Annotated in this window: 16 protein-coding genes and 1 riboswitch; of the genes, 2 read left to right on the top strand and 14 right to left on the bottom strand. The window is 27.4% G+C overall.

Features of this window, described 5'->3' with window-relative positions; translation table 11 throughout:
* The first annotated feature begins 3 nt into the window (after positions 1-3).
* Together RDX53_RS05665 and RDX53_RS05660 are read left to right on the top strand one after the other, a co-directional pair.
* Complete coding sequence (locus tag RDX53_RS05665) at positions 4-1,275, top strand: SLC13 family permease (RefSeq protein WP_195931172.1); 1,272 nt, start codon at positions 4-6, stop codon at positions 1,273-1,275.
* 107 nt (positions 1,276-1,382) lie between these two features.
* Positions 1,383-1,865: a hypothetical protein gene (locus RDX53_RS05660; protein ID WP_195931174.1), complete on the top strand. Its 483-nt coding sequence runs from the start codon at positions 1,383-1,385 to the stop codon at positions 1,863-1,865.
* Between the two features lie 107 nt (positions 1,866-1,972).
* On the opposite strand, the gene RDX53_RS05655 is transcribed toward RDX53_RS05660, so the two are convergent.
* The 14 genes from RDX53_RS05655 to RDX53_RS05590 all read right to left on the bottom strand — a co-directional run bounded on the left by RDX53_RS05655 (position 1,973) and on the right by RDX53_RS05590 (position 13,268).
* Positions 1,973-2,836, bottom strand: a complete 864-nt coding sequence (locus RDX53_RS05655; protein WP_307993829.1) for a cation diffusion facilitator family transporter — start codon at positions 2,834-2,836, stop codon at positions 1,973-1,975.
* A gap of 256 nt (positions 2,837-3,092) precedes the next feature.
* Positions 3,093-3,497 (bottom strand): NifB/NifX family molybdenum-iron cluster-binding protein, encoded by a 405-nt coding sequence (locus RDX53_RS05650; RefSeq protein ID WP_195931082.1) that lies wholly within the window; start codon positions 3,495-3,497, stop codon positions 3,093-3,095.
* Between the two features lie 2 nt (positions 3,498-3,499).
* Complete coding sequence (locus RDX53_RS05645) at positions 3,500-3,868, bottom strand: helix-turn-helix transcriptional regulator (RefSeq protein ID WP_195931083.1); 369 nt, start codon at positions 3,866-3,868, stop codon at positions 3,500-3,502.
* Positions 3,869-4,017: 149 nt separating this feature from the next.
* Positions 4,018-4,170 (bottom strand): flavodoxin family protein, encoded by a 153-nt coding sequence (locus RDX53_RS05640; protein WP_195931084.1) that lies wholly within the window; start codon positions 4,168-4,170, stop codon positions 4,018-4,020.
* Positions 4,170-4,736: a TetR/AcrR family transcriptional regulator gene (locus tag RDX53_RS05635; RefSeq protein ID WP_195931085.1), complete on the bottom strand. Its 567-nt coding sequence runs from the start codon at positions 4,734-4,736 to the stop codon at positions 4,170-4,172. Before RDX53_RS05635 ends, RDX53_RS05640 begins: the two co-directional genes overlap by 1 nt.
* Positions 4,737-5,043: 307 nt before the next feature.
* Positions 5,044-5,913: an NAD(P)/FAD-dependent oxidoreductase gene (locus RDX53_RS05630; protein WP_195931086.1), complete on the bottom strand. Its 870-nt coding sequence runs from the start codon at positions 5,911-5,913 to the stop codon at positions 5,044-5,046.
* Between the two features lie 12 nt (positions 5,914-5,925).
* Positions 5,926-6,234: a thioredoxin gene (gene trxA, locus RDX53_RS05625; protein WP_195931087.1), complete on the bottom strand. Its 309-nt coding sequence runs from the start codon at positions 6,232-6,234 to the stop codon at positions 5,926-5,928.
* 89 nt (positions 6,235-6,323) lie between these two features.
* The gene (locus tag RDX53_RS05620) at positions 6,324-7,580 is read right to left on the bottom strand and encodes a cell wall metabolism sensor histidine kinase WalK (protein ID WP_195931093.1); all 1,257 of its coding nucleotides are present in this window, start codon (positions 7,578-7,580) and stop codon (positions 6,324-6,326) included.
* On the bottom strand, positions 7,570-8,241 hold the full coding sequence (locus RDX53_RS05615) for a response regulator transcription factor (protein ID WP_195931088.1): 672 nt from the start codon (positions 8,239-8,241) through the stop codon (positions 7,570-7,572). The genes RDX53_RS05620 and RDX53_RS05615 overlap by 11 nt, the downstream gene beginning before the upstream one ends.
* A 103-nt stretch (positions 8,242-8,344) precedes the next feature.
* On the bottom strand, positions 8,345-8,674 hold the full coding sequence (locus RDX53_RS05610) for a hypothetical protein (protein WP_307993828.1): 330 nt from the start codon (positions 8,672-8,674) through the stop codon (positions 8,345-8,347).
* 186 nt (positions 8,675-8,860) lie between these two features.
* On the bottom strand, positions 8,861-9,163 hold the full coding sequence (locus RDX53_RS05605; RefSeq protein ID WP_307993827.1) for a hypothetical protein: 303 nt from the start codon (positions 9,161-9,163) through the stop codon (positions 8,861-8,863).
* A gap of 33 nt (positions 9,164-9,196) precedes the next feature.
* On the bottom strand, positions 9,197-9,883 hold the full coding sequence (locus RDX53_RS05600) for a DNA-binding protein (RefSeq protein ID WP_195931090.1): 687 nt from the start codon (positions 9,881-9,883) through the stop codon (positions 9,197-9,199).
* Between the two features lie 157 nt (positions 9,884-10,040).
* Positions 10,041-11,234 carry a pentapeptide repeat-containing protein gene (locus tag RDX53_RS05595; RefSeq protein ID WP_195931091.1) on the bottom strand — a complete coding sequence of 398 codons (1,194 nt, stop codon included), beginning with the start codon at positions 11,232-11,234 and terminating at the stop codon, positions 10,041-10,043.
* Between the two features lie 273 nt (positions 11,235-11,507).
* A complete protein-coding gene (locus RDX53_RS05590; RefSeq protein WP_195931092.1) occupies positions 11,508-13,268 on the bottom strand; it encodes a Na+/H+ antiporter NhaC family protein in 1,761 nt (586 codons plus the stop codon).
* Between the two features lie 93 nt (positions 13,269-13,361).
* A riboswitch (Lysine riboswitch) is annotated at positions 13,362-13,531 on the bottom strand.
* Positions 13,532-13,596 lie beyond the last annotated feature (65 nt).

Here is a 13,596-nt window from a genome sequence, read left to right as displayed (position 1 = left end):
AACATGAATACACAACAAATAATAGCTATCTCTATTTTCGCTATTGTAATGATACTTATAATAAGTGAAAAAATAGATAGAACTGTTGTAGCATTATCTGGTGCTGCCTTGATGTTTCTATTTAAAATAGTTACATTTGAAGAAGGAATTAGCCATATAGACTTTAACACATTATTTGTACTAATTGGCATGATGATTGTAGTCGCAATCGTAAAAAAATCAGGATTATTTGAATACGTCGCAATATTAACAGCCAAAATCTCAAAAGGAGATCCGTCTAAAATCATGGTTTATTTTATGATAATAACAGCCGTTTTATCTGCAATACTTGATAACGTGACAACTGTATTATTAATAGGACCTATGACACTTGTAATTAGCGATATTCTTTCTATTAATCCTATTCCGTTTTTAATGACACAAATTATCGCATCTAATGTCGGAGGTACTTCAACATTAATCGGTGACCCACCTAATATTATGATCGGTAGTGCTGCTGGGCTTAGTTTTGGTGATTTCGTAGTAAATCTAGGACCAGTAATTTTACTAATTCTTTTACTATTAGTATTTATATTTAAATTTATTTATAGAAAAGAATTAGTAAAAAGTCCACAAGCCGAAGAATTAATCTCAAACTTAGATGAAAAAAAAGCTATCCAAGACAAGACATTATTAATAAAGAGTTTATTTGTTCTTGCACTTATATTAGTAGGATTTATGACTCATAGTAAATTGGGTATTGAATCTTCTGTAGTCGCAATAACTGGAGCTTGTATATTATTATTAATCGGAAAACAAGACCCTCACGAGATAATATACAGCGTTGAATGGCCTACTATAGCCTTTTTTGCTGGATTATTTATAGTTGTAGGTGGTCTTTCAAATACCGGTGTAATCTCAATGCTTGCTAAATTATTAGTTGAAAAAACTCATGGTGATGTAATTCTTACAATGTTTTTACTTCTTTGGATTTCTGCAATAGTTTCATCATTCTTAGACAATATACCTTTTGTAGCTACACTTATCCCACTAATACTTACAATGCATACTCAAGGTATGGATGTAACACCACTATGGTGGGCTACTTCACTAGGTGCATGTCTTGGTGGAAATGGTACACTAATCGGTGCATCTGCTAATGTAGTCTTAGCTAGTGTAGGTCAAAAGCATGGATATCCTATCACCTTTAAAAGTTTCTTAAAGGTAGGTTTTCCTATAATGATATTTACAGTAATTATTTCAACAATTTATTTAACAATAAAATTTGCGATATAGATATTTAAATTTATATAAAAACTATTTTTGCATAAATTTAAAAAATATTTTTTATCCATATTTACATATACTTTAATAAAGTATTTTCAAAAGGGAGGTAAAGTTTTATGTCATTTAACAGAATTGATTCAGTCAATGGTGACTCAATTGAAATAAGACTTAGACAGTTAGGTGCTAGCAAAATCCAAAAAGTGCAGGGCTGCCTTTATTTTATAAAATTTATACTTGATGATGACTTTGAGGTTATGTATACATACAATATAAATGCAAAGAATAAATATTTCTTACAGAGGATAGAGCCATATCCAATACCTAATGGTACATTCTCAACTGAAGTAAAGATAGTTGATTTTATAAAAAAAGATATAGCTAAGTTTAGAAAAGGAATTAAAAGCGAACATTTTGACGATTTCTTAGAGGCTACAGCTCAAGCAAATAAATTTGTAAGACAATTAGATGATTTTTATTTAAATTATCAAGTAGAAGAAGATAGCTTAGTAAGCGATTCACTAGGTCAAATAAATACTACTATAGACAATTTAAATAAACGTCTTGAAAGTTTAATAAATCACTCTAAAAAAATCGACTAAAGTCTAAATAAATACGCTAAAAAGGCTATCATATTTATATAGGTAGCCTTTTAATTTTCTTTTAGTTTATATAAATTTATTTCTTACGTTTTAATTTTCTTAATTCTTTATTTGTGAAACGGCTCAATATGAGTCGCTACTTGTATATTTTTATTTAACTTTTCTCTCATAGTATTTTCAATATTGTGAGTTAGCTCATGTGATTTTTCAACGGTCATATCCGGCTCAACCATAATATCCATATCTATATATATATTATTTTCACATCCTCTACTTCTAATATTTTTAATATATTTTATCTCGCTAAATTCTACAACAATTTCTCTTATTATATTTTCATCTATTACAGCACTATCTACTAAAATACTAATAGTCGATTTGAAAATTTCATATGCACCGTGCAAAATAAATATTCTAACAACAAACGATACTAACTTATCTATTATTACTGGAAAACCTAGCTTTATACATATTAAAGTTATCAAAACACCTAGAGATACATAAACATCACTTTTTGTGTGAAGAGAATCTGAAACTAAAATGTAGCTGTTGACCTTTTTACCAACGCTATATTCATATTTAGTTACAATTATATTTATTATCAAGGTAATTATTAAAATTACAAAACTAATCGTAGTCATATTTAAGCTTTCTGGATTTTTAATTTGTAAAATAGCCTCGGCTACAATTTTTAATGCAATAAATACCATCATCATTCCAATAAATAAACTAGATAGCATCTCAAATTTAGTATGACCATAAGGATGTGTTTTGTCCTTTGGTCTTGCAGCTATCGAAATTCCCACAATGCCTACAATATTTGAAGCAGAATCAGAAAGTGAGTGAAAACCATCGGCCAAGACACTTGAGCTATTTGTCAAGCTTCCAACAACTATCTTCATAACTGTTACAGCTAAATTCGCCACAAGGATGAATAATAAGATATTTTTTACTTTCTTATATTTGTCCATAACCTTCCTCCTAATATCTGTGAGAAATTTTACATAATTATTTTTTTATATAATAATAGTATATTGTTGTAATTTTTTTTTGTGATTTTATTTTTAGTTTAATTTAAAATTTATAATATTTTGTATATAAATACTAAATTATTAAATATGCAAAATAATATCAAATATTAATACTCTGTGTTTTTATAATACTTACTATATAATAAAAAAAGCTACCAAAAATCAGTAGCTTTTTTTATATGTTAAATATATTTTATTATTTTATATTGTGTCCATGATCATGGCCACATCCATTTCCTTTTGAGTGGTTATGAGAACATGCGTCGTTTACTGAGAACTCTTGTAACTTATTTTCTTTTAATAATTTTAAGTTAGATTCTATAGTGTCATTTATACCTCTATAAACTTTAGTTCCCATTTCATTTAATTTCATTATAGCTCCAGCGCCTATTCCACACACTATTATAGCATCTACTTCTTGACCTTTTAGTGCTTTTAGTGGTTGGCATTTGCCGTGTTCATGACCTAAGTCACCGTTATTTATACTTTTTATTTCTTTTGAATCTAAGTCGCATATAATAAATTCTGGTGCAGAACCAAAATGACCATATGGCAAACTTTCCATTCCTTTATTTTCTGAAACTGGTATACATACTTTCATATCTACATCCCCCTATTTTTACAACACTTTTTATTTAACTTACAATTTGCACAACAATTAAGTTGTATTTCATTTAATTTTTCTTTGTTTATAAATGTGTCGTCTTCAATATCGTTTATCATCTTTAAAAACAACATAGCCTCATGAAAACAATCATCATTTATAATATACATAACTGTATATCCCTGTTTTATTCCTGTGACAATCCCGGCTTCTTTTAGCACTTTTATATGCTGAGAAACTGCTGAATCTGAAATTCCAAGATGTTTTGAAATACCCTTTTGGCAAATTGTCTTTTTAGAGATAATTAACAATATCTTTAGCCTTGTTTCATCGCTCAACGCTTTAAAAACTTTTACTAAATCCTTCATAATTAACTCCTTATTTAATTAAGTATTTACTTAATTAAATAATAGTACTCTTAATTGAAAAAGTCAACTTATTTACCACTTTTTATATGCTTATATTTTTGTATTAGTATTTAAATATTGACCGTGCGCTTTAGTTTTTTTTTTATAATCTATTGAAAATTTAGGACATCTTTATCTACTTCAAAGTCAAAATTATTATTTTTTAAACAATCCACAATAGAGATTATTTTCTCTCCTGTTTGTCCCGATATTTTCTCTGCTACATATTTACTGTTTCCTGTTGCTGAAAAATAAAAAATCATTATATTCCTCCTTCTAATAAATACTTTAAGTATATTTTTGCGTCTTCCTTTGATAAAATATTTTCTTTTAAAAATCCCCACTCTAATACTAAAACAACTGTATTGCTGTAGTGTTCTAAAAGCATTTCATGTGGTACCTTCTTTTTCTCAACACAACTGCAACCTTTTATTTTTATATTTATTTGATTTTTCATATATATTTTAAAAATTTGCATAAACTCTCCATTTGGATTATTTTGTTTTGTTATCCTTCTGAGTATTTCTATATTTTTTTCAAAAAAATCGTAAAGACTGTTAAATAAATCATACATTTTTTCATCAGTATCCATATAATCATAGTCATTTTGAAAATCTATTTTTTCTCCAAAACAATCCCAACAATAATTGAGAAGACCATACTTATCTTCAAAATAATTATAAAAAGTAGCCCTTGGATAATTGCTTATCTCACAAATTTCGCTGACCATTATATTTTCAAATGGTTTCTTTGAAAGCAATTCAATCATTGTACGACTAAAGTCTTCCAAAGCCCTTTTAGCAAATCTCGTTTTATTTACTTTTTTCATAAATTTCTCCTTTATAAAAAATCTGTATTCTAAATACTTTCAAAATATATTTAAGATAATTATATTTAAATAAACATAATCATTTAGATTTTATAAAGTCTTTAGACATCTGTAAATATATCTCAAAATATTTTTTATATAAATCTTCAGTAGTAGTTATATGTCTAAATATAGACATATTTATATTTTTATCTATATTTATAATAATAAATTCAAAACAATCATCATTGAATATAAAATATACTCAAATACTAAAAAAAAGACGGCATAAGCCGTCTTTTCTAAATATCTATCAAAATCTTTTATATTATTTAGATTTTTTTGCTATATATTCTACTGCATTTAATGCAGCTGTTAAACCTTGACCTGCAGATTTTAAGTATGAGTATGGTCTTCCGACACAATCTCCACAAGCAAATAATCCATCTATATTTGTCTTCATATTTGCATCTACTTTTATATGTTCACCGTTTAACTCTAATCCTGGAACTAAATTTTTAGGTGACATACTGTCTTTTATTATGAATACGCCATCTATATCAAGTGATTCATCTTGGAAGTTTAATTTATTTACTAACATTTCACCTTGTATTTCTGTAGGTTTTTTATCTAGTATTTCAACTCCTGAATCTATTAATGATAAATCTTTTTTGATGTTATTTCTCATAGGTACAAAATATGTTTTATTTGCTATTTCGTTTAAGAAGTTAGCTTCATGTATCGCTTCTTCGTTATATCCAAGTACGCATACATCTTTTCCTTTGTAAAGCGGTGCATCGCATGTTGCACAGTAACTTACACCTCTTCCTAGGAAAGTGTCTTCTCCTTCTATTGATTTAGCACTATCTAGACCTATTGCAATTATTACAGTAGTCGCTTCAAACATTTCAGATCCACTTGCAAGTGCAAAGTAATCACCCATAGAGTATACATTTGTTATTTTATGTTCGTCAATTTGTATATCCATAGATTCTATATGATCCATAAAATGTTGTTTAAGGTTAGCTCCTGATATATTGTAAAGACCAAGATAGTTGTCTATTGATGGAGCTTTTTCAATCTTAGTACTAAGCGATTTATTTCCAAATATTACAAAACTTTTATTTCTTATTTTTGCATTAACTGCAGCACTAAGACCTGCTGGTCCGCTTCCTATTATCGCTATATCATATCTCATAATATCACCTTTTTATAAGTGTGCTTCAACTTTTGATTTTAACACGTCTTTTGGCATGAATCCCATTAAAGTATCTACTTCTTCTCCATTTTTGAATATTTTCATTGTTGGAACTGATACTATTCTGAATTTTTGAGCTAAATCCATACTTTGGTCTATATCTACTTTTACAAAGTTTACATCAGTTAATTCTTCACTTAATTCTTCAAATACTGGAGCAAGCATTTTACAAGGTCCACACCAAGTTGCGAAAAAGTCTACTACTACAACTCCACTTTCTACTGTATTATTGAATTCATTTGAGTTTATTATTTTAGCCATTTATATATCCTCCTAAATTATATCTACTATATTAACAATTATACCCATGTTTTTGGAAGAGTACCATTTTTTTATTCTGTTAATTTTTTCTAATCTTCATCTATAGGTATAATTATTTCAAACTTTGTCCACTTACCATATTCTGAGTCTACTTTTAATTTGTATTTTAGACTCTCTGAGATTACTTTTGCTATTGAAAGTCCTATTCCAGAGCCGTCTATATCTTTATTTCTTACATTTTCACTTCTAAAGAATCTATCGAAGAGATGAGGTAGTTCTTCTTTTTTTATACCAAGTCCATTGTCTTCGATTTTTATATATATTTTTTCATCTTTTTCACTTAGAGAAATTTTTATATAGTCGTCTTCTTCTGTATATTTAAATGCGTTGTCTATAAAAATGATAAATAACTGTCTTAATTTATTTTTATCACTTAATATATTTTTATGCTTTAATTGTGAAGAAATCTTTAATGTTTTATTTTGAATCATTGCTATATCAAAGAAATCATCGCATATATCTTTTACTAAAGCTTCTAAATCGACTTCTTCTTTTGTAACTAAATCCACATAGTCTTCTTTTGTAAGTGTAAGTAAGTCATTTATCATTTTCTTAAGTCTTCTAGTTTCATTCATCGCATCAGCTATACCTTCAACCTCGTCATTTATAGTATTATTTGGGTGCTTTAAAAGCCCCTCTAATTTAGATGATACTATTGTTATAGGTGTTCTAAGCTCATGTGATGCATCTTGAATAAACTTAGCTTGATTATTCCAAGTTACCTCTATTGGTTTTAATGCATTTCTTGTAAGATAAATAGCTATAAAGTATGTTAGTATACAAAATATTATTACTACTTTTATCATAGTAAGCAATAGTTGTCTTCTAGAACTTATCTCACTGCTTATCTCTCTAAATATTCTTATTGTGCAATTTTTATAGGTATAATTACACTCTCTTAGTTGATATCCTTCTTTTGTTGAATATGTATAAAATCCATCACCTTGATTTTTAAACTTTGGTTCATTATCTCCAAAATACGGGTTAGTATTTACTTTTATTAGGGTGTTGTCTATGTACATATACACCATATCTTTAGGGTTTTGTAATTTTATACCTTCAGCCTTTAAGCCTAACATAAGCCCGTATCTAGAATCTAAATTCTCTAGCTGACTTATTATAGAGTTTAGTTCATTTTCCATTTGCTTGTTTATATTGTTGTTATTTGTATATCCAAAATAAACATATGTAAACATACAAAGTAAAATTAAAAATCCTGAAACTACAAGCATATTTATTCTGATAAGCCTTTTTTGAGTTTTTGTAATGACTTCTTTATTTATCATCAAACATATAACCTACTTTTCTTTTTGTTTTTATACATTTATCATATCCATATTTGCTAAGTTTTTTTCTTAAATGACTTATATAAACTTCGACAATTTCTATTGTAACATCAGAGTCAATACCCCAAACTCTATCATAAATCTGCTCCTTTAATAATATAGAACCTTTATTTAAAAGAAGGTATTCAAGCAAATTAAATTGTTTATTTTGAAGCTCTATTTCTTCATCTTTTACAAAAACCCTTCTTTTATTTAAGTCTAAATGTAAATCTCTAAAGTCTATGCTGTTTCTATCTTGCATCTTTCCATTAGTCCTCAAAATAGCATATATTCTAGCAACTAACTCCTCCATATAAAATGGTTTTGTAAGATAATCATTTGCCCCTATCTCAAAAGCCTTTACTTTATCATTTAGCGATTCTTTAGCTGTTAATATTAATACTGGTGTATCTATAAACTTTTCTCTCATAGACTTTAATATCTCTATTCCAGATAAATTAGGAAGCATAAGATCTAAAACAATTAAATCATATATATTTTGCTCTATCATATAAAGTGCTTCCTCACCATCGCTGCATGACTCTGTTTCAAAATGAGTATTTAATTCATCTAAAATGCTTTTTAATAATTTTATATTGTCTTCAACGACTAAAACTTTCATATATACCTCCCAACAATGTCATTAATCAATTTTTTATAATCAATTTGTATTTATATTAAATTAAGCTTCTATAAATATTATAGAAGCTTGATTTGTTTGTGTATTAATTTCTTACAATACTTGCAGTATTAGTCTTTAAATCGATATCTATATTTGATTTATTTTCTATATCATCATAAGTATATCCTATAATCTCTAAAGTATTTTCTTTATCAGTACTATTTAGCATTAATGCACTAAAATCTTTTGCTTTTAATGTTGAATTATTAGATATATTGCTGACACTTATATATTCACCATCTGAATTTTTTTCAGCTACTTTTAATATTATATTTCCTAAGTTTTTTTGTGAATTATTTTTAATTTTTACTTTGTAGCTAGTATCATCAATCCCTTTAAAGTCGTATATTTCTAAAATATCGTATTTAAGCATGTCTTCTAATTCTTTTTGATTCTCTTCTAAATTAGATAGCTTTTCTATATTTGCTGTATTCTCATTTAAATCTACATTTACATTATAATCTTCTGTTTCATAACTATATCCTATTATATCTATAGTATAAGTGTAATTTTGAGGGATAATTTTTATAAGAGCTTTTTCATCTCTTTTAAGCGAAATTTATACAGGAACTTGTTTTGTAGATATTTTATTTTGATTTTCATCTAATTCAACATAATTTATACTTATATTTTTAAGTATTTTATTTGATTTATTTTTTATCTTTGTACTCACATTATTTTTTGTCGTATTATGAGAAATACCAGTTATCTTAGTATTTTCTATTTCTAATACTTTTGCCTCGCTCTTTGCAACTTCATACCCTATTTCTTTTTCTGATTCATTAAGTCTAAAAACTACAATTAATATTACTATAGCAATTACAGTTAATAATGATGTAAATATTAATTTTTTATTATTCATATATAAATTCCCCTATCAAAATCATTTTGTCATTTAAAGTAGATCTTTGTGGTTTTTCATAAAATCATAAAGCGCTTGTGTGACTAATGTTTTTCTATCGTATGATGAATTGCTACATAGACGCAAGAAATCATCCCATACTCCTTTATCTACTTTTAAATTTACTGTTTTGTCACTAGTTTCTTCAAAGTCTATAGCTATGGATTTCTTTTGTTTTTTTGGTTTTAAAGATTTACAATCTCTAACCTCTAAGTACCAATCATAAACTTCACATAGTTTATCTAAATCTTCTTGAGTTAAATTTATTTTTCTATCTTTTTTAACTTTTGTAGATTTTTGTTTATTTTTAGTTACATCTTTTGTATCTTCTTTAGCTTTATTTTTTTTATTGTTTATTTTCTCAGGTGATTTTTCAACTTTATCTTCTTTTGATTTAAGTTTTTTCTCTATAGAAGACTTCTTTGCTGATTTTGGTTTGTTTTCTTTTTTGTTTTGTTCACTTTTAATTAATGTATTATCTACAAAAGATACCTGTACAGATGTATTTATAGATTCTTTATTATCTTTTATATATTTACCATTTACACTTTTATATCCATTTTTATTTAAATTTCTTCTTAATGTTTGTGGTTTTACACCCAAGGTAGAAGCAATCTCATCCAAAGAAATGCCCTTGTCTTGCAGTCTTAAAAATTCGTCTATTCTTTGATTAGAAGCCATTGTTCTCCTCCATTTATTTCTTTTTATTAATTGTACCATAAAACCATTATTTTTACACTTTTCTTTAATATAAAAGAAGCTAATCAGATAAAATTATATATTTTATTTGATTAGCTATATTAACATATCTACCTTTATTAAACCTTAATTATTATATCTATCTTATAATTTTTCTAGTTAGTGTACCTATACCTATTCCCATACAAATAACACCTAAGACCATCTCTATATCAGCCAATATAGCTGATTCAAATATAGGGTCGCATATTTCATTGCCAACTCCTGTAAATAAACCTGTACTAAGTGAAAATGCATTTAAAAATTCTTCAAAGAATTTTCCAAAGGATAAAGTTTCTATGGCGATTATACTGTTGTATTTAACTATTCTTCCGTCTATATTTACTCCTACTATCAAAAATAAAAATGTAAATATTAGTATTATAGCAAAGCTAAAATAAATACTGTAAATTGGTCGTTCTCCATATCCACACGAAAACCAATATAAGTAGGACTTAATTTTAGATAGAAAATCCAGAGTTTTATGTTCTTCTCTTTTTCCTAGGTAGTAGTACTCTCCAAAATTGCTTTTTAAGTTGTTTTGTTCATATTGAAATGCGATATTTTGATATATCATATAAAAGCCTTCGTATTCATCTCTGTCGTTTTTTCTATGTAGGAGCTTATCAAAGAAGGTCTTGGTATCAAAAGTTGTCATATATTTATCGTCAAATTCAAAATCACTTATATAGCATTTTCTAGTTTTTAAATTTTGCATACCACAATCGCAGACTAAAATTTTAAATAAGTCGCTATCTTTTATAATGACACCTTGCATATCTGTAAGTTCAAAATTTGTATTTTCAAATGTGCATTTTTCAAATAAAGCATAAGATAAATTACTTCCTTTAAACTGTGAATATATATAACAGTCTTCAAAATAACACGAAAAATTATCTTTTATATTTAGAGATGGAGTCTTTATCGAGTCTTCCTTTATAAATGTGCAATTTTCAAATATAATTCCTCCTCCACCGAAGCTGCACTTTTTAAAATTACATCCAATAAAGAAACAATCTACAAATTTAATATTTTGAAATTTACAGTTAAAAAAATTAGCACATATAAAATCCTCTCCATTTATAATTTGGAAATCTTCTTCTTTTAAAACTCCACTAATTCCTATAAGCTGTTTTTTTGTATTTTTAAAACTGTACTCTCCTGTAAGGCTATATCCGCTTATTAAACTCTTGTCATTTTTTATTTGAGACCTAATTTTTTTATTGTTTTCTTTTCTTTTTGATATTTGTTTTTCTAGTTTGTAATTTTCTTCTTTAAAGTTTACATAAGGCATAAAAATACTCCTTTAATATATAAAATATATCATTTTTAAATATTATTACCATAATATTTGTTTTAATACTACGTATATTTGTTTTATTATAAAGCCTTATACTTAACTGAAATTACTCTGTGCAAGGTTATTCCTTCCAATATAGATGGTAGTTTATTATTTAGTATATAAACATACTCAATAATAAAGTCTATAATAAAAAAACTGCTAAGGTTTTATACTTAGCAGTTTTAATTTATTTTTAATTTATATTTTGATTTATTTTTATTTAACTTATTTGATTGATCTATTAGATTGAGTTAGCTCTTCTTCTATATCCACGTCTACACTTTTACCGAAAATTTGAATTCCAATAAATACTGCAGCTAATGCCACTGGAAGAACTATATAAACAGGCATTCCGAATCCTGCTGGAATATATCCAAATAATATAGTTATAGAACCTACAAATAGAGAATAAGGTATTTGTGTTCTAACATGGTCTATATGGTTGCATCCTGCACCCATTGAAGATAATATTGTTGTATCTGATATTGGTGAGCAGTGATCTCCAAATATTGCTCCTGTTAAAACTGCACTTGTAGATACTATTACATAGCTCATATCAGGATTAATTGAGTATGCTAGTGGTATTGCAAGCGGCATAAGTATACCCATTGTCCCATAAGATGTTCCTGTTGCAAATGATATTATTGCACCTAAAACAAATATTATACTTGGTAGAGTAAATGCTGGTATTGAATCTGATAAGTAGTTTATTAAGAATTTAGCAGTTCCTAATTCTTTTATAACTGAACTTAATGACCAAGCACATATCAATATTACACAAGTTATAAGTAAAGTTTTCATTCCATCTACCCATATTTCTATACCTTGACTTATTGTGAACATTTTTTTACTTGCTCCCATAATCATAGCAACTATTCCCGCAAATAATGCTGATTGGAATAATGCAACTGATGCATCTGAGTTACTAAATGCTTCTCTTATAGCTTCAAATGAAAATGGTGCATTTTTCATTATTTCGATTGATACATTATTATCTCCAGCCATTATAGTAGTATAACCACTATAATAGAAAGCAATTAATGCACCTACTATTAATGTTCCTATTGGTATTATAGCACTCCATATATTTGGTACAACACCTTCTAAAGGTTCTAAATCATCGTGTTCTTGCGATATTTTTTTGTTTAATTCATTTCCATCAGCAAGACTTTTTCCACCACGTCTCGCTTCTAATTCACATTTTCTCATTGGACCGAACTCTTTTAATAAGCATGATGTTATAACGATAAATGCTAATATTAATATATTGTAAAATCTAAATGGTATTGTATTTAAAAATACGCCAAATGCGTTTTCATTTACACCAATTGAATTAAAAGCGTCTCCTATAAGTCCAACTTCTAGTCCTATCCAAGTTGAAATTATTGCAAGTCCTGCCACTGGAGCAGCAGTTGCATCTATTATAAATGCTAATCTCTCTCTTGAGATTTTCATTTTATCAGTTACAGGTCTCATCATAGGCCCTATTATTAGTGAATTTGCATAGTCATCAAAGAATACTAAAAGACCTGCAAACCAAGTTATAAGCTGTGCTGACTTTGCAGTTTTTGCTTTTTTGGATAATGCTTCAGCTATTGCCTTTGCTCCACCCATTTTACTTACTAGGTTTATAACTCCACCTATTGCTAAAACTTGTAATATTATTCCTGCATGCCAAGGATCTGCAAGAGAGTCTACTGCTCTACTTACTAAATCTAAAAATGCATGTATTATTGTATAAAAAATATTGATTCCTGCGAAATTTAGAATGAATCCACCAGACATAATTCCTATAGCTAAAGATATAACTACGTTTTTTGTTGCAAATGCAAGTATTATTGCTACTAGTGGTGGTATTAATGTTAGCGCCCCATATTTATCTGCATTGACCTGGTCAATATCTACTTCTTCGGCAAATGCCATTACAGTAGACATCATGAATATCATTATCGATATTAATGCTACTTTTGATGTTTTGTTTTTCATTTTCTCCTCCTAATATTATGAATATCAGAAAGGTACACTAAAAATGTTGATTTTCTAATCAACAAGATTTGCTACTTTATATGCTAAAAGATAAGTTTTGATAGCTCTCCACATTTAGTGACAGTGATATATATATTTTATATACCCCCAGTTATATAGGCTTAAAGTATCACCTATATACTTCGGCAACATACCCTTTCAAGATAAGTCATCGTACTTCCCTCGTTATCTTTACTCTTATATATTGCACCTCTACCTTACTATACATATTCATGTTGTATTATTTTCTCTATTATATATTAATTATTTCCTAAATTCAACCATATTT

This window comes from uncultured Intestinibacter sp. (assembly GCF_902468165.1).
In the GTDB taxonomy this organism is placed as follows: domain Bacteria; phylum Bacillota; class Clostridia; order Peptostreptococcales; family Peptostreptococcaceae; genus Intestinibacter.
The sequence above is the reverse complement of the archived record's forward strand: the minus strand, read 5'-3'. Positions and strand labels throughout refer to the sequence as shown.